General features: G+C 71.0%; 21 protein-coding genes. 7 read left to right on the top strand and 14 right to left on the bottom strand.

Translation table 11 applies throughout. The annotated features are described in order from the left end of the window. Window positions 1-2: 2 nt before the first annotated feature. The 10 genes from J2S57_RS32150 to J2S57_RS32105 form a co-directional block, all read right to left on the bottom strand. Window positions 3-824 carry a carbohydrate ABC transporter permease gene (locus tag J2S57_RS32150; protein WP_307249760.1) on the bottom strand — a complete coding sequence of 274 codons (822 nt, stop codon included), beginning with the start codon at window positions 822-824 and terminating at the stop codon, window positions 3-5. Beyond that, the gene (locus J2S57_RS32145) at window positions 821-1774 is read right to left on the bottom strand and encodes a carbohydrate ABC transporter permease (RefSeq protein WP_307249759.1); all 954 of its coding nucleotides are present in this window, start codon (window positions 1772-1774) and stop codon (window positions 821-823) included. Before J2S57_RS32145 ends, J2S57_RS32150 begins: the two co-directional genes overlap by 4 nt. Next, on the bottom strand, window positions 1771-3087 hold the full coding sequence (locus J2S57_RS32140) for an extracellular solute-binding protein (protein WP_307249758.1): 1317 nt from the start codon (window positions 3085-3087) through the stop codon (window positions 1771-1773). The genes J2S57_RS32145 and J2S57_RS32140 overlap by 4 nt, the downstream gene beginning before the upstream one ends. 66 nt (window positions 3088-3153) lie before the next feature. Then, on the bottom strand, window positions 3154-4311 hold the full coding sequence (locus J2S57_RS32135; RefSeq protein ID WP_307249757.1) for an ROK family transcriptional regulator: 1158 nt from the start codon (window positions 4309-4311) through the stop codon (window positions 3154-3156). Between the two features lie 187 nt (window positions 4312-4498). After that, window positions 4499-5515 (bottom strand): zinc-dependent alcohol dehydrogenase family protein, encoded by a 1017-nt coding sequence (locus J2S57_RS32130; RefSeq protein WP_307249756.1) that lies wholly within the window; start codon window positions 5513-5515, stop codon window positions 4499-4501. Between the two features lie 117 nt (window positions 5516-5632). After that, complete coding sequence (locus J2S57_RS32125; RefSeq protein ID WP_307249755.1) at window positions 5633-5995, bottom strand: VOC family protein; 363 nt, start codon at window positions 5993-5995, stop codon at window positions 5633-5635. 173 nt (window positions 5996-6168) lie between these two features. Beyond that, on the bottom strand, window positions 6169-6660 hold the full coding sequence (locus J2S57_RS32120; protein WP_307249754.1) for a HutD/Ves family protein: 492 nt from the start codon (window positions 6658-6660) through the stop codon (window positions 6169-6171). Further along, window positions 6660-7382, bottom strand: a complete 723-nt coding sequence (locus J2S57_RS32115) for an SDR family NAD(P)-dependent oxidoreductase (RefSeq protein WP_307249753.1) — start codon at window positions 7380-7382, stop codon at window positions 6660-6662. Before J2S57_RS32115 ends, J2S57_RS32120 begins: the two co-directional genes overlap by 1 nt. Beyond that, on the bottom strand, window positions 7379-8356 hold the full coding sequence (locus J2S57_RS32110) for a zinc-dependent alcohol dehydrogenase (protein ID WP_307249752.1): 978 nt from the start codon (window positions 8354-8356) through the stop codon (window positions 7379-7381). Before J2S57_RS32110 ends, J2S57_RS32115 begins: the two co-directional genes overlap by 4 nt. Before the next feature lie 106 nt (window positions 8357-8462). After that, window positions 8463-9272: an IclR family transcriptional regulator gene (locus J2S57_RS32105; RefSeq protein WP_307249751.1), complete on the bottom strand. Its 810-nt coding sequence runs from the start codon at window positions 9270-9272 to the stop codon at window positions 8463-8465. Window positions 9273-9481: 209 nt separating this feature from the next. On the opposite strand from J2S57_RS32105, the gene hisD reads away from it, so the two are divergent. The 5 genes from hisD to J2S57_RS32080 all read left to right on the top strand — a co-directional run bounded on the left by hisD (window position 9482) and on the right by J2S57_RS32080 (window position 16148). Then, on the top strand, window positions 9482-10819 hold the full coding sequence (hisD, locus tag J2S57_RS32100; protein ID WP_307249750.1) for a histidinol dehydrogenase: 1338 nt from the start codon (window positions 9482-9484) through the stop codon (window positions 10817-10819). Beyond that, entirely contained in the window at window positions 10819-12222 is a 1404-nt protein-coding gene (locus J2S57_RS32095) for a purine-cytosine permease family protein (RefSeq protein WP_307249749.1), read from the top strand. The genes hisD and J2S57_RS32095 overlap by 1 nt, the downstream gene beginning before the upstream one ends. Next, window positions 12219-13427 (top strand): alpha-hydroxy acid oxidase, encoded by a 1209-nt coding sequence (locus J2S57_RS32090; protein ID WP_307249748.1) that lies wholly within the window; start codon window positions 12219-12221, stop codon window positions 13425-13427. The genes J2S57_RS32095 and J2S57_RS32090 overlap by 4 nt, the downstream gene beginning before the upstream one ends. Window positions 13428-13524: 97 nt before the next feature. After that, on the top strand, window positions 13525-15066 hold the full coding sequence (hutH, locus tag J2S57_RS32085; protein ID WP_307249747.1) for a histidine ammonia-lyase: 1542 nt from the start codon (window positions 13525-13527) through the stop codon (window positions 15064-15066). Continuing rightward, a complete protein-coding gene (locus J2S57_RS32080) occupies window positions 15063-16148 on the top strand; it encodes a histidinol-phosphate transaminase (RefSeq protein WP_307249746.1) in 1086 nt (361 codons plus the stop codon). Before hutH ends, J2S57_RS32080 begins: the two co-directional genes overlap by 4 nt. Here the strand turns inward: J2S57_RS32080 and J2S57_RS32075 are convergent. Together J2S57_RS32075 and J2S57_RS32070 are read right to left on the bottom strand one after the other, a co-directional pair. Further along, window positions 16064-16420 (bottom strand): helix-turn-helix domain-containing protein, encoded by a 357-nt coding sequence (locus J2S57_RS32075; protein ID WP_307249745.1) that lies wholly within the window; start codon window positions 16418-16420, stop codon window positions 16064-16066. The two genes, J2S57_RS32080 and J2S57_RS32075, sit on opposite strands and share 85 nt — an antisense overlap. 20 nt (window positions 16421-16440) lie before the next feature. Then, window positions 16441-16932: a MarR family winged helix-turn-helix transcriptional regulator gene (locus J2S57_RS32070; RefSeq protein ID WP_307249744.1), complete on the bottom strand. Its 492-nt coding sequence runs from the start codon at window positions 16930-16932 to the stop codon at window positions 16441-16443. A gap of 82 nt (window positions 16933-17014) precedes the next feature. Between J2S57_RS32070 and J2S57_RS32065 the strand changes: the two genes are divergently transcribed. Further along, a complete protein-coding gene (locus J2S57_RS32065; RefSeq protein WP_307249743.1) occupies window positions 17015-18214 on the top strand; it encodes an FAD-dependent monooxygenase in 1200 nt (399 codons plus the stop codon). Here J2S57_RS32065 and J2S57_RS32060 read toward each other — a convergent pair. Both J2S57_RS32060 and J2S57_RS32055 read right to left on the bottom strand, forming a co-directional pair. Further along, entirely contained in the window at window positions 18197-19096 is a 900-nt protein-coding gene (locus J2S57_RS32060) for an alpha/beta hydrolase (protein WP_307249742.1), read from the bottom strand. The two genes, J2S57_RS32065 and J2S57_RS32060, sit on opposite strands and share 18 nt — an antisense overlap. 12 nt (window positions 19097-19108) lie before the next feature. Next, a complete protein-coding gene (locus J2S57_RS32055) occupies window positions 19109-19525 on the bottom strand; it encodes a MarR family winged helix-turn-helix transcriptional regulator (protein WP_370882729.1) in 417 nt (138 codons plus the stop codon). A gap of 183 nt (window positions 19526-19708) precedes the next feature. On the opposite strand from J2S57_RS32055, the gene J2S57_RS32050 reads away from it, so the two are divergent. Further along, window positions 19709-21163, top strand: coding sequence for an MFS transporter (locus tag J2S57_RS32050; protein ID WP_307249740.1), 1455 nt, complete (start codon window positions 19709-19711; stop codon window positions 21161-21163). Window positions 21164-21206 lie beyond the last annotated feature (43 nt).

Below are 21206 nucleotides of genomic sequence, written 5' to 3'. Positions count from 1 at the left end.
GATCAGCCCTTCACGGCGCCGGCGGACATGCCGGCGACCAGGTTGCGCTGGATGAAGAGGAAGAAGACGACGACGGGCAGCGAGAAGATGACGGAAGCGGCCATCTGGCCGCCGTAGTCGGTGCCGGAGATGGGGTTGGTGAACGATGCCAGCCACACCGGCAGCGTGTACCGGCTCTGGTCCTGCATGAAGGTGTAGGCGACCAGGTAGTCGTTCCAGGCCGCGATGAACGCGAAGATGCTGGTGGCGATCACGCCCGGTCCGACCAGCGGGAACAGCACGCTGACGAGGATGCGCCAGGTGCCGGCGCCGTCGCAGCGGGCGGCCTCCTCGATCTCCTTCGGGATGGCCACGAAGAAGCCGCGCATCACCCAGATCGAGAACGGCAGCGTGGTGGCGAGATACGCCAGGATCAGCGCGAAGTAGGTGCCGAGCAGGTTGGCCGTGTTGAACAACGCGAACATGGGGATGAGCAGCGCGGTTCCGGGCAGCATCTGCACCGCCAGGATCACCACGAGGATCGCCCGGCGGCCGGTGAACCGGAACCGCGAGAGTGCCGCCGCGGCGAAGATGCCGACCACGATCGACAGCACCACGGTGACCGAGACCACGATCACGCTGTTGCGCAGGTTGGTCAGGAAGTTCGCCTGCGTCACGGCGGTGACGAAGTTGTCGAACGTCGGGTGGTACGGCACGAAGTGCGGTGACGTGGTGAGCAGTTCGGAACGCGGCTTGAAGGCGCTGTTGATCATCCAGTAGACCGGGAAGACCCAGACCAGGCAGAAGATCGCGGCGAGGACATTCGAGAGGCGGGGTCGGCTCACAGATCTTCTCCCGACCGGAGCAGGTTACGGATGTAGAGGGCGGTCAGACCGAGCAGCAGCACCGTCGTGATCACGGAGATGGCAGCGCCCTGGCCGATCTGGAACCCGACGAACGCGGTCTTGTAGGTGTAGACGCCCAGGGTCGACGTGGAGTCGCCGGGGCCACCGCCGGAGAACAGCCAGATCTGGTTGAACACGTTGTAGTCCCAGATCACCGACAGGATGGTGACGAGCAGGAGCGTCGGGCGCAGGAACGTCAGCGTGATCACCCGGTAGACGGTGAACTCGCTCGCCCCGTCGAGCCGGGCGGCCTCCTGGTACTCCGGGGGCACCTGCTGCTCGGCCGCGTTCAGGGTCAGGGCGATGAAGGGCACCGCCTGCCAGACGATCAGCAGCCAGATCGCGGTGTAGGCCAGCGCCGGGTCACCGGCCCAGTTCAGGCTGGTGGTGTCGCCGAAGACCCGCACCTGGGCCAGGGCCCAGTTGACCACGCCGTAGCCGGGCTGGAAGAGCCAGTTCCAGACCAGCGACGAGGCCACGTTCGGCATCGCCCAGGCCAGGATCAGCACGACCGTGGTGGTGTGCCGCCAGAACCGGCTGACCCGGGTGAGCAGGTGCGACACGGCCATCCCGATGACCATGCTGCCGGCCACCATCGCCGCCGTGAAGAGCACGGTGCGCAGCAGCGAGCGCCAGAACGCGCCACTGCTCAGCAGACTCGTGTACTGCTCGAGCCCGGTGTAGCGGAACTCGCCGGTGAACAGCGTCTTCTGGTCGTAGTTCGTGAACGACGTGTAGACCAGGTAGACGATCGGCAGCAGGGTGACCAGCGTGATCACCACGCCGGCCGGGGTGAGGAGCCAGAGCGGGGTCAGATCGGGGCGCCGCCCCCGCGCGCTGGGCGCGGGGGCGGTCTCTTTCTGAGTACCGGTGGGAGTTTCGACGGTCACAGCGTGTCGGTGAGGTGCGCGTCGAAGGTCTTGGCGGCTTCCTCCGGCGTCTTGTCACCGGTGGCGATCGAGGAGAAGAGCTGGTTGATGCTCTTGTCGCCCTCGATCGCGGCCCACTGCGCGGCGGCCGGCGTGGCCTTGGAGTTCAGGGCCGCGGTGAAGAAGCCCTTCAGCTGCTCGCTGGTGGTGGCCTGGGCGGCCTCGATGCCCTCGGTGCTGTTCGGGATCCAGCCGTCCTTGCCGAAGACGTACTTGTCCTGGAAGTCGGGGCTGGTGGCGATCTTCGTCCAGACCAGGGCCAGGTCGACGGCGTCACTCTTGGCCGCGATGCCCCAGTCCGAGCCGCCGAGCATGGCCGGCTGGGTCTTGCCGGAGATGCCGGGCAGCGGGAAGGTGCCGATGTCCTCGCTCTTCATCTTCGGGTTGATCTCGAGCGCCTTGGCGATGCTGCCGGTGGTGGTGAGGATGGCCGAGGCCTTCTCGTCGGCGAACAGCTGGTTGAAGTCGGGGTTGTCGGTGTGCAGGGCCTTGGACGCCTTGCTGGAGTAGGCGTCCTGGAAGGCCTTGAAGTCGTTGAGGCCCTTCTGCGCCTCGGGCGTCTCGAAACCACCGGTCCAGGTGTCGCCCGAGTTCGTGGCGATCTCGCCGCCGGCGTCCCACACCCACTGCATGCCCGCGGCCCAGTACTGGCCCGGCAGGTAGAACGCGGAGAAATCGCTCGCGGTGTTCGCGGCCTTCACCTTGTCCAGGGCCGCGGTGAGCTCGTCGTAGGTGGCGGGCACCTCGGTGACCCCGGCGTCCGCCCAGATCTTCTTGTTGTAGACGACCGCCCGGGCGCCCGCGAAGCCCGGCACGGCGTAGAGCGAACCGTCCACGGTGGCGGGCTCTTCCAGACCGGCGAGCCAGGTGCGGCCCCCGGCCAGGTCTTCCTTGTAGGCGGTGAGGTCGACCAGGCCGCCGTTGGCGGCGAAGCTGGCGACCTGGGTGTTGCCGAGGTCGAGCACGTCCGGGGTGTTCGCGGTGGACAGCGCCGTGCTGATCCGGGTGGTGATGCCGTCCCACTCCTGGATCTGGACGTCGACCTTCGCCCCGGTCTGCCGGGTGAACTCGGCGTTGATGGCCTCGATGGTGGCCTCGGTGTAGTCGCCGTTCATCGTCCAGACGGTGAGGGTCTTGCCGTCGCCCTTGGCCGCGGGGACGGTCTTGGCCGAGGTGTCGGCGGCGGTGTCGGAGCTGGAACCGGTGCTGGCGCAGGCGGTCAGGGTCAGAGCCGCGGCGATACCGATCGCGACGGCCGAACGCTGGGGATTCACGGGTGGGACTCCTTTGAGATGGCGTGACTGAACGGCACCTTCACCTGGCAGGTGTGAAGGGAGGAGCTACTGGACGGCCTCCACCGCGGTGGTGACAGCACCCAGCAGAGCGGCGCGGCGTCCGAGTTCCGCGGGCAGTACGGCGATGCCCTCGGCGGTCAGGGGTTTGGTGTAGCGGTTCACGGCGTCGCGCACGGCCCCGGCCAGATGCGTTCCGCCGTCGGCCAGTTCGCCGCCGACCACCACGGCCTGCGGGGCGAGCACGTTGCAGAGCGCGGCCACGGCCTTGCCGATCGCGGCGCCGGCGTCGGTGACCACACGGATCGCGGCCCGATCGCCCGCGCGCACCAGATCGGCCAGGTCGGCGGGTGTCTGCACCTCGGGACGCACGACGCGCAGGGCGGTGAGCACCACGTCCACCGACGCGAGCGTCTCCAGGCACCCCCGGTTGCCGCACAGGCAGAGGTCACCGAACTCGTCCACCTGCACGTGCCCGAGTTCGCCCGTGCCGCCGTGCTTCCCGCGGTACAGGTGCCCTGTCAGCACCAGGCCGACACCGATGCCCGACGACGCCTTGAGGTAGACCACGTCGCTCAGCCCGACGGCCGCGCCGAAGGCCCGCTCGCCCAGGGCGCACAGGTCGGCGTCGTTCTCGACGAACGTCTCCAGGCCGGTGGCGGCGGCCAGCACCGGACCCGGCGCGATGTGCTGCCAGCTCGGCAGGCGGGCCGAGTTCACCTGCCCGGTGCGGGTGTCGACCACCCCGGGCACGGCCACGACCAGGCGCGAGACCAGATCGCGGGGGCCCTCGGCCAGCTCGTTGACGAGTTCGGCGATGCGGGGCAGGTTCTCGATGTCGTGCACCGGCAGGGGCCAGCGCCGCTCGGTGACGACGGCGCCGGACAGGTCGCAGACGGCGGCCTGCACCTGCTCACGGCTGAGGTCGAGGGCCACGACGAGACCGCGCCCGCCGACCAGCCGGACCAGGCGCCCCGGACGCCCGGTTCTGCCCGTTCGCCGCGGGTTCTCGAGACCGGCCTCGGTGACGACGCCCTCGGCGGCCAGCTCGGTGACCAGGCTGGAGACGGTGGTGGCCGACAGCTCGGTGAGCCGGGCCAGGTCGGCGCGGCTGATCTCGCCGTGCTCGCGCAGCAGGTCCAGCAGCCGACGGCGGTTGACGGCGCGCAGGGCGCCGAGGCCGCGGGAGCCGGACATGATTGACATGCCGGAACCATCCTCGTTCCGACAGTTAGCGGTCAATATCCCGATTGATAGCCCGCTATTAAGTTTTGGTTTCTCCAGAGTCCGGACAAAATAAGCCCTGGTGGGCTCCGGAAAGCCTGGGTTTCTCCGGATCCTCGGCAAACGGCGAACGGCCGGCCCTCGCGAGGACCGGCCGTTCGGTGAGGCGTCAGGGCTGCAGGAGCACCTTGATCGCGCGCCGCTCGTCCATCGCCCGGTAGGCCTCCGCCGCCTCGTCGAGGGGGAGCGTCAGGTCGAAGACCCGGCCCGGGTCGATCTTGTCGGCCAGGATCAGGTCGATGAGCTCGGGCAGGTACTGGCGCACCGGGGCCGGGCCGCCGTGCAGGTGCACGTGGGAGAAGAACAGTTCCAGGCCGGGCAGGTTCACGTCGTGGGAGACACCGACGTAGCCGACGTGGCCCCCGGCGCGGGTGGAGCGGACGGCCTGGAGCATGGACTCCTGGGTGCCGACGGCCTCGATGACGCTGTGTGCGCCCAGGCCGTTCGTCAGGTCCTTGATGCGCCGCACGCCCTCGTCGCCGCGTTCGGTGACGATGTCGGTGGCCCCGAACTCACGGGCCAGGTTCTGCCGGGACTCGTGCCGGCTCATCGCGATGATGCGCTCGGCGCCGAGTTGCCGGGCGGCCAGCACCCCGAGCAGGCCGACGGCGCCGTCACCCACGACGGCGACGGTGCGGCCCGGTCCGGCCTGGGCGGCGTGGGCCGCGAACCAGCCGGTGCCGAGGACGTCGGAGGCGGCCAGGAGGCCGGGGACGTGCCGGGTCTCGGGCGTCTGGGGGGTGGCCACGAGGGTGCCGTCGGCCAGGGGGACGCGCATGAGCTCGGCCTGGGAGCCGCCGATGCCCTGGCGGTGCACGCAGCCGCTCTGGTAGCCGGAGCGGCAGATCTCGCAGGTGTTGTCGGAGGCGAAGAACGAGCCGACGACGAACTGGCCGGGTTCGACGGTGGTGACGGCGCTGCCGGTCTCGACGACGGTGCCGGCGTACTCGTGGCCCATCGCGGTGGGCCCGGCGGTGTGGTCGTGACCGCGGTAGGGCCACAGGTCGGATCCGCAGACGCAGGCGGCGGCCAGGCGGATGATCGCGTCGGTCGGCTCGAGGATCGTGGGGTCGTCGACGGTCTCGACGCGGACGTCGCGGGGGCCGTGCATGATCGTGGCGCGCATGAGCGTTGGTCCTTCCGGCTGAACAGGTCGTCACGATCAAACCTGCTGTTCAGCGCGGGTGGGAGGCCCAGCTGGGAGGAGGGTCCGGCAGAACCCCCCTCACCGCTGGGCGGCGGCTCAGCCGTCGGTGGCGGCTCGCGCCCCCAGCACGCAGAACTCGTTGCCCTCCGGATCGGCCAGCACGACCCACGACGCATCGCCCTGCCCGATGTCGACGCGCCTCGCCCCGAGCCCCTCCAGCCGGGCCACCTCGGCGGCCTGGTCGTCGGGCCGGAAGTCGAGGTGCAGACGGCTCTTGCCCTGCTTCGCCTCCGCGAGCCGCACGAAGTCGATGCCGGGTCTGCGGCCGGGCGCCGGCAGGATCTCGAACTCGTCGTCGCCGGCGAAGTCGACCACCCAGCCCAGCGCGTCCGCCCACCACTGCCCCAGTGCCGCCGGATCCTCGGCGTGCACGATCACCTGTTCCCATCGAAGAGCCATGCCCCGACCCTAGGCCCACGGCGTCATCCGCGGGTGCGGACTTCCGGCGGGACCTCGGCGCTGACCAGCTCGTCGATGCGTGCGCGCCTTCGGCGCCGCCGAAGCAGCGCGTCAGATTGGTTCCAGTGAGTGTGTGTTCGGTGTCTCGGCCGTCGATGAACTGGTCTGGGTCTTCAGTCGCAGGCCGGCGGTCGACGGCTGATCCGTGCGACCAGGCCGTGGAGCCCGGCCTCACCCAGGACCAGGTCGAGCGGGCTCACGGGCTCGCCGTCGCTCGAGAGGCCCTCGCCCGTCAGGAGAACCGCGTCCGCGACCGGTCCGTGCACCGGCTCGATCCGCACGCCGAGCGTGAGCAGGGCCGGGTCGAACATCAGATTGAGGACGCGGGTGGGCCCCTCGAGAAGGCCCGCGGACACCGTCGCGTCCCCCGGGAAGCGGGTCGCGGTCCACGGTTCCGCGCGAGACACGACGCCGTCGACGGCCAGGGCGACCGCCGCGTCCACCGGTATGAAAACCCGCTCCAGGCCCGGGAAGACCGAGAAGGGGCCGTCCTGGGCGATGGTCGCGACGCTGACCCGGAGGCCGGCGTCGGCGTAGAGGCGGCGCGTGGTGCCGGCGCCGTTCTTCCAGGGCTCGTCGGGTGCGGACGCGTAGCGGTGCAGCATCAGATGTTGCTCGCACCCGCGATCGCGATGCTCGCCCCGGACAGGAACTGCGCCTGGCCGGACAGCAGGAACGACACCGTGGCGCCGATCTCCGCCCCCTCGCCGAAGCGCCCGGCCGGGATCCGGGCCAGCAGCTCGGCCCGGGTCTGCGGGTCCTCGAGGTAGGGCGACGTCATCCGGGAGGGGAAGTAACCGGGCAGCACGCTCGTGACGCACAGCCCCTGCGCGCTCCACTCCAGCGCGAACGACCTGGCCAGCGACTCGGCCGCGGCCTTGCTCGCGTTGTAGTCGGCGAAGTGCGTCTCGGGCCGAACCGCATTGACGGACGCGTTGATCACGATCGCGCCCGGGCGCGCCAGACGCGCGTGGGCCGCCTGGGCGCACAGGAGGATCCCGGTCACGTTCACCGCCAGCAGCCTGGTGAACTGCTCGGGGTCGAGGCTTTCCGCCGCGACGCCCTGCCCGTCGATGCCCGCGTTGACGAAAACCCCGTCCAGTCCACCGAGGTTCGCCGACGCGTCCTCGAAAGCCTGGGAAACGGCGGAGGCGGACGCGACGTCGCAGACACTGCCACCCGCCACACCGGAACCGGACAGGGCGGGATCCAGTGTCTCGCGCCGGGTTCCGGTGATCCAGACCGCGGCCCCCTCGTCGGCCAGATGCCGTGCGACGGCCGCCCCGATGCCGCTGGTGCCGCCGGTGACGAGATAACGCCGGGTCATGGCTGCCCCTTGATCAGGACCTTGACCGCGTCGGGGCGGCCGTGGGTGAGGAAGCCGGGCAGTTCGGCGAGCCGCAGACGGTGGGACACGACCGGGCGGAACTCGTGCGGGGCCTCGGCCAGGAACGTGATGGCCTGCCGCAGGTGCTCGTCGTCGAAGCCGTGGCTGCCGGTCAGCGAGAGGCTGCGCTCCACGATCATCGCCGACTCGACGCTGCTGGGGCCGTGGGCCAGGGCGATGAGCAGGACCGCACCGCCGTTGCGGGTGGCCCGGACCGCGGCCTGGAGGGCACCCGGGTAACCGGCGGCGTCCACCACCACGTCGAAAAGTCCCTCGGGGGCGTCAAGGACGGTGAAGCCCATGCTCCGGGCCAGTTCCGCACGTCCGGCGCCGGGTTCGACCACCTCGACGGCGCACGACGGCCAGCGCCGGCGCGCGGCGGCGGCGGTGAGGGCGCCGATCGGCCCGAAACCGAGCACGAGCAGCCGGTCCGGTGCGGATCGGACGCCGTCCAGCGCGCACAGGGTGACCGCGAGCGGCTCGGCGAGCACCGCGTCCTCAAGATCCAGGGAATCCGGCACCGGGAAGGCGCTTTCGGCCGGAACGGTGACGAGCCCGGCGAAACCCCCCGGGCGTTCCTCGCCCAGCCAGGCCAGGTCGGCGTCGAGCCGGTCGGCGCGCAGCGCGCCGTCGTCGCGGCGGCGGGGGATCCGGGAGTCAAGCACCACGCCGGTGCCCACGGGCAGCGCCGGGTTGTCGGACTCCAGCACCCGCCCCGTCACCTCGTGGCCGATCGTGGCGGGCCAGTAGCTGACCCAGGCCCCGGTGTTCACCACGTGCAGGTCGGAGCCGCAGATCCCGGCCCAGGCGACCTCCACCAGCACCTCGCCGGGCTCGCGGGGAGCCAGCTCGCGGGTACCGATCTCGTAGGTGAGGTCCTGCTGGAGCATCAACGCCGGTGTCGTGCGCTTCATGGGGTTGCCCTCCGTGATCCGGAAACGTTCTTGGTCTCGTTTCTCAGACTTGGGTCTTGGAATATACACACGGCTCCTGCGCGGGACTCAAGAGCCGGGCTCGGCGTTAAATCTCTGTTTCGTTGATTGCGTCGGTGTTTCCGGAGCCGCTGTTCTCATTCGTCAGGGAGTTCGAGAACGAGCGGGCGGCGTCCAGCACCGAAGCGGTCAGGGCACTCGCGTCGACACCCGTTCCGGCGACCATCGCGATCCCGACGGCGGCCACCGCACTGCCGTCGGCGACCAGCACCGGGGCCGCGATGCACTCGATGCCATCGGTGGTCGCGCCCAGTTCCAGGGCGTATCCCTGCCGCCGGACGTCGTCCAGGGCGGGCAGCAGGTCGCCCAGCGACGCGACCCGCACGTCGGTGCGCTGGGGCCAGTCGTAGCCGGTGTACATCGACACCAGCGCGTCGGTACCGAGGGTGGACAGCAGTGACCGTCCGACCGCCGTCAGGTGGGCCGGAAGCCGGGTGCCGACGTCGGTGACCAGCCGGATGCCGGAGCCCCGAGGTTCGCGTTTGTCCAGGTAGATGACGTCATTGCCCTGCAGGACGGCGAGATGGCTGGTGTGCCCGGTGCGCGCGGTGAGGTCGCTGAGGTACCGCTGGGCGGCATGCTGCAGGTGGCCGCTGCGGTGGTAGGCCGCGCCGATCTCGAAGGCCGCCACGCCCAGCGTCCACATCCGGATGTCGGGCCAGTAGGCCACGTACCGCTGGCGCAGCATGACGTTGAGCAGGTGGTGGGTGGTGCTCTTGGGCAGTTCGAGCTCGGACGAGACGGCGGCCGTCGTCACCGGGCCGGCGTGCCGGGCGAGGAGGTCGAGCACCGCCAGCACCCGCTCGGCGGACTTCACACGGCTGCTGCTGCCAGTCATCGGAAGTGTTGCTCCTGCTCTGTCCGGGTCGACGTTCCGTAGAGCATCGGGGTGAAAGTGCCCCCTTCGCAAACGTCTTGAGGTGCCCTACACTCCTGGAAATCGTAAAGCCGAGACTTGAGTCTGGTATTTGAGACTGTGCCTCTGGAAGAGTCGCCGAATATAGGGGACGCACGTTCTCCCGAGTTTGTTGAGGAGCTGATCCACCCATGGCCGACACCGGTGTTCTGCGCGAGCGCGGCTACTGGCACGAGATGGACCTTCCGTCGCGCGCCGACCTCACCACGCGCGGCAGCGCGGCGATCTTCGACCCGAAGCTGCGCGAGGGCATCCTCGAGCTGCTCGAGGACGTGCGGGCCCACGGCGACGCGGCGGTGCTGCGGGCGCTGGAGAAGTTCGACAAGACGGTCATCACGGCCGACCAGATCAAGGTGTCCGAGGCCGAGTTCGCGGCCGCGCGCTCCGAGATCAGCGAGGACATGATCGAGGCGATCCGCGACAGCATCGCCCACGTGCGCAGTTTCAACGAGCAGCTCGTCAGCCATCACGGTGACTGGTCGTTCGAGAGCGAGCCGGGCCTGCGGGTCGGCGAGAAGGCCAGCCCGATCGCCAGCGCCGGCCTGTTCGTGCCGAGCGGCAAGGGGTCGTACCCGTCCGTCCTCATCCAGCTCGCGGTGCCGGCCGTGGTCGCGGGCGTACCGCAGATCGCCGTGGTCGTGCCGCCGATCCCGGGCAGCAACGGCAAGGTCGACCCGGCCGTCCTGGTCGCCGCCGACGAGCTCGGTATCCACGACGTGTTCCGCACCAACGGCCCGGCCGGGATCGCGGCCCTGGCGTTCGGCACCGAGAGCATCCCGGCCGTGCGCAAGATCTGCGGCCCGGGCAGCCCACCCGTCACCGCCGCCCAGGTCGAGGTGCAGCGCTTCGGCGTGGCCAGCGTGATGCTGCTCGGCCCGAGCGAGAGCCTGATCCTCGCCGACGACTCGGCCGATCCCCGCCTGCTCGCCGCCGACCTGCTGAACGAGGCCGAGCACGGCCCGGACTCGACCAGCGTGCTCGTCACCGACAGCACGTCGCTGCTGGCCGCCGTGCAGGCCGAGCTCGCCACCCAGATCGACCGGCTCCCCACGCCGCGCGACGAGTACGCGGCCACGGCCCTCGGCACCAACGGCGGCGTGGTGCTCGTGCGTGACCTGGTGGAGGGCGCCCAGGTGGCGAACGCCTTCGCGCCCGAGCACATGCAGCTCGTGGCCCGTGACGAGGACAGGGTCCTCGACCTGCTGCACGACGCCGCGGAGATCCTGCTCGGCCAGAACACCACCGTGGCCATGGCCAACTTCTTCATCGGCTGCCCGGCCTCGCTCCCGACCAGCGGCTACGCCAAGGTCTCGAGCGGCGTCACGGCCAACGCCTTCCGCAAGTGGTCGGCGGTGGCCAAGGCCGACCGCGGCGCCCTGGAGCGCTCGGCCAAGACCGTTCTCACGTTCTGCGAGCACGAGGGTTTCCCGGCCCACGGCGCCACCATCACCGCGCGAACGGCCCCCTGATGTCCACGCCCACCTCGGCCGTGACGGTCGAGACCCGCACCATCGACTTCGTCCCCGAGACCGAGCGTCACGGTTCGGTCCGGAGCCTGTTCACGCTCTGGTTCGGCGGCAACATGCAGGTCACCGCGGTGGCGGCCGGCGCGATCGCGGTCGCCGTCGGCCTGCCGCTGGGGTGGGCGCTGCTGGCCTCGGTGCTCGGCCACCTGCTGGGTGCCGTGTTCATGGCGCTGCATTCCGCGCAGGGGCCGAAACTCGGTATCCCGCAGATGATCCAGAGCCGGGCCCAGTTCGGTTACCTGGGCGCGGTGCTTCCCCTGCTGCTCGTGGTGCTGATGTACGTCGGGTACTTCGCGAGCAGCGCCGTGCTCAACGGGCAGGCGCTGGCCTCGCTGACGGGCCTTCCGGTCGACGTCGCCATCGTGGTCGCGAACGCGTTCACCGCGGCCCTGACCATCTTCGGCTACCGCCTGCTGCACGCGACCGAGAAGTGGCTCTCGGCCATCAGCGGCATCGCGTTCGCCGTGCTGTCCATCCAGCTGCTGCGCACCTACGGCCTGGGTGACACCGGTTCCGGTGAGTTCGACGTCGGCCTGTTCCTGCTGGCCGTCGCCATCGCGGCGACCTGGCAGCTGACCTACGCGCCCTACGTGGCCGACTACTCGCGGTACCTGCCCGAGGCCACGTCGGTGCGCGCGGCCTTCTGGTACACCTACACCGGCACCGTGCTGGCCTCCAGCTGGATGTTCGCGTTCGGCGCGGTGGCCACGTCGGCCGCGGCCGGGGCGTTCGACGGCGGCTCGGTCGACTTCATCGCCGGTCTCGGCGGCGCCCCGGTCTGGCTGTTCCTGCTGGTGATCCTGGCGGGCAACGGCGCGGTCAACGCCCTGAACCTCTACGGCATGTTCATGTCGACCACCACCACGCTGACGGCCCTGGGCACCAGCAGGGTCGGCCCCGCCCTGCGGACGGGCCTGATCCTGCTCGGCGCGGTGGTCGGAACGGTGATCGCGGTGGTCGGACGGGAGAACTTCCTGGGCAACTTCACCAACTTCATCCTGCTGCTGGCCTACTTCCTGATCCCGTGGACGTCCATCAACCTCGTGGACTTCTACCTGGTGCGGAAGGAGCGCTACGTCATCGACGACATCTTCAGCGCCACCGGGCGTTACGGTGGTGTGGACTGGCGCGCGATGACCGCCTACCTGGTCGGCATCGCGATCGAGCTGCCGTTCGTCAGCTCCGACTTCTACGCCGGCCCGTTCGTGGAACCCCTCGGCGGCGCGGACGTCTCGTGGATCATCGGCATCTTCGTGGCCGGTGGCCTGTACTGGGCCCTGATGACGAAGTACCCGGTGCGGCGCGGATTCGACGCGCTGCGGGGCGATGCGCCGGTGGCCTCGTGAAGCCCCGCGAGATCCGGGAACTCATCCAGCTCAGGCCCCCGGCGCTGGACCAGGTGGAACGCCGTCTGGCGGCGGCCAGGACGGTGGAGGACCTGCACCGGTTCGCACGCCGCTCGCTGCCGCGCAGTGTGCTCGACTACGTCGACGGCGGGGCCGACGACGAGCTGAGCCTGACCGGCAACGTCGATGCGTTCCGGCAGTGGCGCTTCAGTCCCCGCTCACTGGTGGACGTTTCGGCACCTTCGCTCGAAGGTTCCGTTCTCGGGGAGCGGGTCGCGCTGCCGCTGGGCCTGTCGCCGACCGGTTACACCCGCATGATCTCGCCCCTGGGGGAGCCGGCCGTGGCCCGGGCCGCGGCCGCGGCGGGGATCCCGTACGTGCTCTCGACCATGGCCACGACCTCGCTCGAGGAACTGGCCCGCCAGGCGCCCGATCTCGACCGGTGGTTCCAGCTCTACGTCTGGAAAGACCGCGAGATGGCGCTGAAGCTGGTCGAACGGGCGGCGGCGGCCGATTACCGGGTGCTCGAGATCGCCGTGGACACGGCCGTCTCGGGCTACCGGGTGCGCGACGTGCGCAACGGCTTCACCATCCCGCCGTCCCTGACACTGGGCGGCCTGGTCGACATCGGCCTGCGGCCCCGTTACTGGACCGGCATGCTCCGCAGCCCGTCGCTGGAGTTCGCCAATCTGACCGACGCGATGAGCGGTGGCGGTTACACCATCGCCAACATCACCTCGCAGTTCGACCCGGCCGTCAGCTGGGACGACATCGCCCGCATCCGCGAGGTCTGGCCCGGCAAACTGTTGCTGAAGGGCCCGGTCTCGGCCACGGACGCGGTGAGGGCGGCTTCCCTGGGCGTCGACGGCGTGCACCTGTCCAACCACGGCGGACGTCAGCTCGACCGCACGGTGGCCCCGATCGACCTGGTCGCCCCGGTGCGGGCGGCACTCGGGCCGGACGCCACGGTGCTCGTCGACTCCGGGGTGCGGCACGGCGCCGACATCGCGGTCGCCCTGGCCCTGGGGGCGGACGCCTGCTTCGTCGGCCGGCCCTACCTGTGGGGCCTCGCGGCCGCCGGGCAGCCCGGGGTGTCGAAGGTGATCCAGCTCCTGGCCGACCAGCTCAAGCGCACGATGCAGCTGAACGGTGTGACCACGATCGAGGCGCTGAAGTCCGCAGAGGACCTGCTGATCCGGCGCTGACCACCGCAGCCCTCTCCGCGAAACGTGGAGAGGGCTGCCGGTCTCCGTCCTTCGAGACTCAAGTCTCGGTTCTAAGACAACTTTGAGGAATGAACGCATGAGCCAGGCAACCGTCCAGGTGGGCACCGGCCCCGTCTCCGAGGAAGACCTCGTCGCCGTCGCGCGTCACGGCGCCCCGGTCGAGCTCACCGAAGAAGCCCGGCGGGCCGTCGCCACCTCCCGCGCCCGCATCGAGGACCTCGCCAACAACCCGACCCCGGTCTACGGCGTGTCCACCGGTTTCGGCGCTCTGGCCAGCCGGCACATCCCCACCGAACTGCGGGCCCAGCTGCAGCGCAGCCTGATCCGCTCGCACGCCGCCGGTTCCGGGCCGGAGGTGGAGCGGGAGGTCGTGCGCGCGCTGATGCTGCTGCGCCTGTCCACGCTCGCCACCGGCCGCACCGGCGTGCGCCTCGAGGTCGCCGAGACCTACGCGGCCGTGCTGTCGGCGGGCATCACCCCGATCGTGCACGAGTACGGAAGCCTGGGCTGCTCGGGCGATCTCGCCCCGCTGGCCCACGTGGCCCTGGCGCTGATCGGTGAGGGGACCGTCCGCGACCACCGGGGGCAGGCACTCGAGGCCTCCCAGGCCCTGGAAGCAGCGGGAATCGAGCCCGTCGTCCTCGCCGAGAAGGAGGGCCTGGCCCTCATCAACGGCACCGACGGCATGCTCGGCCAGCTCGTGCTCGCCCTGGCCGACCTCGACCAGCTCACCCGTCTCGCCGACATCGCCGCCGCCATGAGCGTCGAGGCCCTGCTCGGCACCGACCGGGTGTTCGCCGCCGACCTGCAGGCCCTGCGCCCGCACCCGGGTCAGGCGGCGGCGGCCGCGAACATGACCGACATCCTGGCCAAGTCGCAGGTCGTGCTCAGCCACCGCGAGGTCTGCGGCATCGTGCAGGACGCCTACTCGCTGCGCTGCGCCCCCCAGGTCGCCGGCGCCGTGCGGGACACCGCCGCGCACGCCCGCAGCGTCGCCGCCCGCGAACTGGCCTCCGCCGTGGACAATCCCGTGGTGACGCCCGACGGCCGGGTGGAGTCGAACGGCAACTTCCACGGCGCCCCGGTGGCCTACGTGCTCGACTTCCTGGCCATCGCCACGGCCGACCTGGCCGGCATCAGCGAGCGCCGCACCGACCGCATGCTCGACCCGGCGCGCAGCCACGGCCTGCCCGCGTTCCTGGCCGACGACCCGGGCGTGGACTCCGGTCACATGATCGCCCAGTACACCCAGGCCGCCATCGTCTCCGAGCTCAAGCGCCTGGCCGTGCCGGCGAGCGTCGACTCGATCCCCTCGTCGGCCATGCAGGAGGACCACGTGTCGATGGGCTGGTCGGCCGCACGCAAGCTGCGCCGCTCGATCGACGGCCTGCGTCGCGTCATCTCGATCGAGATCCTCACCGCCGCGCGGGCTCTCGACCTGCGGGCCCCGCTGGAGCCGGCGCCCGCGACCGCCGCCGTGAAGAGCGTGCTGCGTGAGCACGTGGAGGGTCCGGGAACCGACCGCTACCTGGCTCCCGAGATCGAGGCCGTGGTGCAGCTGGCCGTCTCGGGTGAGCTGGTGGCCGCGGCCGAGCGGATCACCGGGACCCTCCGGTGAGCGCGCGCCCCCAGCCCCGCGCCAAGGTCAAGGCCATACCGCAGTACTCGCGGGCCGCCGCGGGCCGGGCCGTGACCTGGAACGTGTCGTCGAACGAGTCCACCGTCCCGCCGAGTCCGGCCATCCTGGAGGCGATCACGCGCGCGGGCGCGCAGGCTCACCTGTACCCGACCCTGACCGGCGAGGAACTGACGGACGCGGTGAGCGCCCGGGTGGGTGTCTCGCCGGAGCAGGTGGTCGTCGGGGGCGGGTCGCTCTCGCTGCTGCAGCTCGCGCTCACGGCCTTCACCGGCTCGGGTACCGAAGTGGTGCACGCCTGGCGCAGTTACGAGGCCTACCCGATCCTGATCAGCATCGCCGACGCCGACCGGGTGCCGGTCCCGCTCGACGCCGCGCACCGGCACGACGTCGACGCGATGCTGGCCGCGATCACCCCGCGCACCGCCGCCGTGATGATCTGCAACCCGAACAACCCCACCGGCACGGCCCTTCCGGACGACGAGGTGCTGCGGATGATCGAGGCGGTGCCCCGCGACGTGGTGGTGCTGCTCGACGAGGCCTACCGGGAGTTCGGCGAAAGTCGTCTCGACGTGGCCGATCTCGTGGGCCGGTACGAGAACCTCATCGTGTTCCGCACGTTCTCCAAGGCCTACGGCCTGGCCGGGCTGCGGGCCGGCTACGCGCTGGGCTCGGGGTCGATCATGACGTCGATGCGGGCCGTGGCGCCGCCGTTCCTGCTCAGTGCGGTGGCCGAGGCCGCGGCGCTCGCGGCCCTGGACGACCCGGAGCACACCACGCACATCGTGGCGTCGGTGTGTCAGAGCCGGGAGGCGTTCGAGAAGGAGCTGCGGGAGCGGGGTCTGGACGTGCCGCCGTCGCAGGCGAACTTCGTGTTCCTGCCCGTGGCGGATCGCGCGCTGGAACTCGAGCAGGCCTGTGCCGCACGGGGAGTGGCGGTGCGCGCGTTCGCCGGTGACGGTGTGCGCGTGACCATGGGCTACCCGGGGGCGGAGGCCGCCGTGCTCGAGGCCGTGGACGCGGTGTTCAGCATCAGCGAGGACGCCGGCCGCAGCCCGGCGTGACCCTGGACCAGGGAGTCGACCACCGAGGTCAGGTGGTCCCAGTCGAGGCCGTGGTCGTGGGTGTCGGCGGCGACGTGCAGGGCGCCGCCGGGCCCGGCCTCGGCCCAGCCGTGCTTGACGAGCCAGCGCAGGGCGTCGCGGGCGACCCGCACGGGATGGCCCTCGTGCTCCAGGTCGTACGCGGTCGGTAGCGCCGAGCCGGAGGGGTAGTGCCCGCCCTGGATCCTCGCCGTCAGCTGATCAGCCAGCACGAGGTACAGGGATACGGCCACGTGTCCCATGATGCAGGTGATCAGCCGGGATGTGCCAGTTCAGAGTTCACCTGGGCCAGTGCCGACGTGAGCACGGGCAGGGCGGCGTTGAGTGTGGCGATGGTGTCGGGCCCCAGCTGGTCGAGGGCGGCCTCCAGCACCTCGGCCGGCCGGCGCAGCAGGCGCTGCGTGCGTTCCCGGGCGAGGTCGGTGGCGCGCAGGGTGACCTGCCGCCGGTCGGTGTGCTCCCGGCTGCGGGCGGCGTAACCGGCCGTCTCCAGGCGGTTGACCAGCGCGTTCGTGGCCCCGGAGGTGAGGCCCACCCGCTGCGCGAGCCGCGCCGGGGAGAGTGGGTCGCCCAGGCGCTCGGCCCAGAGGATCTCGACCAGCGCGTTCGCGTCGGTGACGTGCAGCGACAGCGCCTGGGCGGAGTGCCGGCTGGTCTCGGCGTACTCACCCGCGTACAGCCGCAGGGCGTCGAGCAGTTGCTGACGCGGCCCGGGCTCCAGCACCTCGGGGAACCTGTGCTCCATGGGGCGACCATACTTCAGGAGATGCAAAACTTCACGAGTGAGGTAACTTCATGGTGAAGTCTTCTTCTCGGGAGGTAATGCCATGAGGTCCGTCCTGGTCACCGGGGGCAGCATCGCCGGTCCGGCCACCGCCTGGGCCCTGAAACAGGCCGGGCTGCAACCGGTTCTGCTGGAGCGGGCGCCGCGAGCGCGTACGGCGGGTCAGAACGTCGACATCCGCGAGGACGGGCGCACCGTGATCGACCGGATGGGCCTGCGCGACGCCGTTCTCGCGGCCCGCACCGGTGAGCTGGGTACCCGGTTCGTGAATCATGAGGGACGCGTGGACGCGCGGTTCCCGGTCGAGGAGGGCCGCGACGGCCCGACGGCCGAGCTCGAGATCCTGCGTGGCGACCTCGCCGAGCTGCTGCTCGGCCTGACCCGCGACGAGATCCCGCACCGCTACGGCGATCACGTCACGGCGCTGGCGCAGGACGCGTCCGGCGTCGACGTCACCCTGGCCTCGGGGAAGCAGGAGCGCTACGACCTGCTGGTGGTCGCGGAGGGGCGCCGCTCGAAGACCCGCGGCCTGCTGTTCGGCGACGAGGTGGGTTACCGCGACCTGGGGGAGTACGTCGCCTACGGCACGATCGACCGGCTCCCGCCCGACGACGACTGGTGGGAGTGGCTCACGGCGACGGGCAGCCGGATGGTGAGCGTGCGTCCCGACGCCAAGGGTACGATGCGCGCCACGCTGGCCTTCCTGGCGCCGCCCCTGGGGCTGGACTCGCTCGGGTTCGACGCCCAGATGCACGCGCTGCGAGCGCGTTACGCGGACGTGCCGCAGGCGCAGCGGGTTCTCGACGGCTTCGCCGCCCGTCCGGAGGAGTTCTATCTGGAGCGCTTCGAGCAGGTGCGTCTTCCGTCGTGGACGAGGGGACGCGTCGCCCTGGTCGGCGACGCGGCCTGGGCCTCGGGGCCCTCGGGCCTGGGGACGACCCTGGGCCTGGTGGGCGCCTACGTCCTGGGGGAGCAGTTGCGCGAGCGGCCGCTGCCGGAGGCGTTCGCCGCCTACGAGCGCCTGATGCGCCCGTACGCGGAGAAGGCCCAGGACTTCCCGCCGGGCGTGCCGCGGCTGTTCTTCCCGCGGACGAAGACCGGGCTGCGGGTGCTCAGCCTGGCCCACCGTCTGAGCGCGACCGCGCCGGCCCGCCGGCTGACCGACCGGGTGCTGCTGAACCGGGCCCAGCCGCAGTCACCGCTGCGCGAGATGGAGCGGGCGGCTTCAGCGGGGCCGGTGTAGGGGAGAGAGCAGCCAGTTCGCGATCCGCTCGATGCTCCGGGCCGCCGCCGGGTCGTCGGGAACGTTGAGATGGCCGTGGCGGGCACCGTTCTCACGCACCACGAGAACATCCACGCCCGCCGCGGCCAGCTCCGCGCCGAACGCCTGCCCCGAGGCGCGCAGCAGGTCCAGGTCGGACGTGAGGACGAATGTGGGCGGCAGTGCGCTCAGGTCGTGACCGCCCGGGAAGGCGTAGGCGTCCGCGAGCCGCTCGGCGTCGCGGACGTAGTTGAGGTTCATCGCGGTCACCGCCTCGGGGCGGAACTCGTCCAGCTCCGGGTGCTGCCGGGCCCTGTCCTCCAGCTCGGGGGTCAGCGGGGGCAGTTCGGCGTGCGCGACCGGGTAGACCAGGAGCAGGGAGACGGGCTGAACCGCGCCCTCGTCGCCCGGGTCGGCCTCGCCCGGGTCGGCCTGGTCGCCTTCGTCACGCAGCCGCAGGGCGGCCCCGGCGGCCAGGTTGCCCCCGGCGCTGGCCCCGCCGAGCGTCCACCGCAGTCCGGGCTCGGCCCGGGTGGCCCACCGGAAGACGGCGGTCAGCTCCTGCGAGGCGACCGGGTAGGGGTGGTTCTGCGCCGGGCGCGGGGCCAGGTTGCTCGCGAGCCCGTTCGCCATCCAGTCCGGCAGCGGTGCGAGCCGGTAGTCGACGGTCAGCACCGTGACCCCGCGGCAGGCGAGTTGCCGGGCGACCCAGTCGCTCTCGGGCATCTCGAGGTCCCCACCCACCCAGGCGCCGCCGTGCGCCCACACGAGCGCGGCGTCCGTGGGCTCGGACGGCCGGTGGAACCGCACCGGTACGGCACCGTGAGGTCCGGGAACGACGTGGTCTTCCGTGACGACGCTCATCGCGCCATTAAGTCACCGATCTTGCGGCCGGGGCCAGACCCGGCCGGCCAGGGCCTCGATGTCGCCGTTGAAGCGCCGCAGGAAACCCGCGAACGCGGCGATCTCGTCGTCCGACCAGGCGTGCATCACCTTGTCGAGGCCGGCCCGGATCTCGTCGCGCTGGGTGTTCAGCTGCTCCGCCCCCTCGGGGGTCACCGCGAACTTGCGGGCGATGCCGCCGTCCGGGTCGGGGATGCGGTCGAGCAGTCCCGCGCGCTTGGCCGACGACGTCTGCCGGTTGAGGGTGGACGCGTCGAGACCCAGCACGTCACTCAGCTCGCTGATCGACATCGGGCCCTGGGCCTGCATCAGGCTCAGCAGGATGTAGGCGCTGCGGTCGAGGTGGTGCGCCCGCTTGATGGACGACAGGGAGTGCCGGGCCAGGAGCATCTGCTCGTACTCGACCGCCGCCGTGCGCCTCACGTGTTCCTCCTCGAGCGGGCCGGGCGACCCGCGTCCTCAAGTCTCGCGTACTTCCGCCGTCGAAACATTGTGCAAGATACACATGATGTGCGCTATACATATTGGGGGCACGATGTGCCTTCGTTAACCGTCACTCCCAAGGAGCTCGGCTTGAGCACCCCTCAACCCCCTGCACGCACCGGTGCCGTGGTGGCCACGCTGGCCTTCGCCGGCACCACCGCCGCGATCATGCAGACCCTCGTCACGCCGCTCATCGCCGAGCTGCCGCGGATCCTGAACACCTCCTCCTCCAACGCCGCGTGGGTCATCACCGTCACGCTGCTCGTCGCCGGCGTCTGCGTGCCGATCGCCGGGCGCCTGGGTGACCTGGTCGGCAAGCGCCTCATGCTGCTCGCCTGCTGCGTGCCCCTGATCGCCGGGTCGGTCGTCTGCGCCCTGGCCGGATCGCTGATCCCGATGATCGTCGGGCGCGGCCTGCAGGGCATGGGCATGGGCATGATCCCGCTCGGCATCGCGCTGCTGCGCGACGTCGTCCCGCCGGCCAAGCTCAGCGGCTCCATCGCCCTGGTCAGCGCCTCCATGGGCATCGGCGGTGGCCTCGGCCTGCCGATCGCCTCGGCCGTGGCGCAGTACTCCAACTGGCGCGTGCTGTTCTGGGGCTCGGCCGTGCTGGCCACCATCATCCTGGTGCTCGTCTACACCTTCATCCCCGCCACCCCGCCCGGGGCCAAGGGGCAGCGCTTCGACTTCGCCGGGGCCATCGGCCTCGCCGTCGGCCTGGTCTGCCTGCTGCTCGGCATCTCCAAGGGCGCCGACTGGGGCTGGACCTCGGGCAGCACCCTCGGCCTGCTCGTCGGCGCCGTGGTGGTGCTGCTGTCGTGGGGCTTCTACGAGACCCGCACCACCGAGCCGCTGGTCGACCTGCGCACCACCGCCCGCCCCCGGGTGCTGATGACCAACATCGCCTCGATCTTCATCGGCATCGGCATGTACGCGCAGATGCTCGTCTTCCCGCAGCTGCTGCAGTTCCCGGCCCAGACCGGCTACGGCCTCGGCCAGTCCATGCTCGCCGCCGGCCTGTGGATGGCCCCGGCCGGCATCGTCATGATGGTCGTCTCGCCGCTCGGCGGGAAGCTCATCGACTCCCGCGGCCCCAAGACCGCTCTCGTGCTCGGCGCCGTGATCCTGGCCGCCGGCTACGGCGTCGCCCAGTTCCTCATGGGCTCGGCCTTCGGCCTGATGGTCGCCGGCCTCATCATCAGCACCGGCGTCGCGTTCGCCTACGGCTCGATGCCCGCGCTCATCATGCGGGCCGTGCCGCAGTCCGAGACCGCGGCCGCCAACGGCTTCAACACGCTGATGCGCTCGCTCGGCACCACCATCGGCTCGGCCGTCATCGGTGTCGTGCTGGCCCAGATGACCACCAGCTTCGGCCCGGTGGAACTGGCCTCGGAGAACGGCTTCCGGGTCGCCCTGGGCATCGGCGGCGTCGTCGCCCTGCTCTCGGCCGTGGTCGCGGCGCTGATCCCGCCCGCGCCCGCCGCCGCCCCCGAAGCGGCCGCGCCCGAGCAGGCCCCGGCCGCCTCCCCGGCGGAAGTGCACTGATCACCCTCGTGCGGCCGGTGCGTCCGTCATCGGCGGACGCACC

The sequence above is a fragment of the Kineosporia succinea genome (genome assembly GCF_030811555.1).
GTDB classification, from domain to species: domain Bacteria; phylum Actinomycetota; class Actinomycetes; order Actinomycetales; family Kineosporiaceae; genus Kineosporia; species Kineosporia succinea.
This window is presented reverse-complemented; position numbering and strand designations above follow the sequence as displayed.

Coding starts and splice junctions, on each gene's coding strand:
- J2S57_RS32060 (WP_307249742.1), bottom strand. CDS start 19,096: ATGAGCGTCGTCACGGAAGACCACGTCGTTCCCGGACCTCACGGTGCC.
- J2S57_RS32135 (WP_307249757.1), bottom strand. CDS start 4,311: ATGTCAATCATGTCCGGCTCCCGCGGCCTCGGCGCCCTGCGCGCCGTC.
- hisD (WP_307249750.1), top strand. CDS start 9,482: ATGGCCGACACCGGTGTTCTGCGCGAGCGCGGCTACTGGCACGAGATG.
- J2S57_RS32130 (WP_307249756.1), bottom strand. CDS start 5,515: ATGCGCGCCACGATCATGCACGGCCCCCGCGACGTCCGCGTCGAGACC.
- J2S57_RS32065 (WP_307249743.1), top strand. CDS start 17,015: ATGAGGTCCGTCCTGGTCACCGGGGGCAGCATCGCCGGTCCGGCCACC.
- J2S57_RS32095 (WP_307249749.1), top strand. CDS start 10,819: ATGTCCACGCCCACCTCGGCCGTGACGGTCGAGACCCGCACCATCGAC.
- J2S57_RS32115 (WP_307249753.1), bottom strand. CDS start 7,382: ATGACCCGGCGTTATCTCGTCACCGGCGGCACCAGCGGCATCGGGGCG.
- J2S57_RS32125 (WP_307249755.1), bottom strand. CDS start 5,995: ATGGCTCTTCGATGGGAACAGGTGATCGTGCACGCCGAGGATCCGGCG.
- J2S57_RS32070 (WP_307249744.1), bottom strand. CDS start 16,932: ATGGAGCACAGGTTCCCCGAGGTGCTGGAGCCCGGGCCGCGTCAGCAA.
- J2S57_RS32120 (WP_307249754.1), bottom strand. CDS start 6,660: ATGCTGCACCGCTACGCGTCCGCACCCGACGAGCCCTGGAAGAACGGC.
- J2S57_RS32055 (WP_370882729.1), bottom strand. CDS start 19,525: ATGCTCCTGGCCCGGCACTCCCTGTCGTCCATCAAGCGGGCGCACCAC.
- J2S57_RS32110 (WP_307249752.1), bottom strand. CDS start 8,356: ATGAAGCGCACGACACCGGCGTTGATGCTCCAGCAGGACCTCACCTAC.
- J2S57_RS32105 (WP_307249751.1), bottom strand. CDS start 9,272: ATGACTGGCAGCAGCAGCCGTGTGAAGTCCGCCGAGCGGGTGCTGGCG.
- hutH (WP_307249747.1), top strand. CDS start 13,525: ATGAGCCAGGCAACCGTCCAGGTGGGCACCGGCCCCGTCTCCGAGGAA.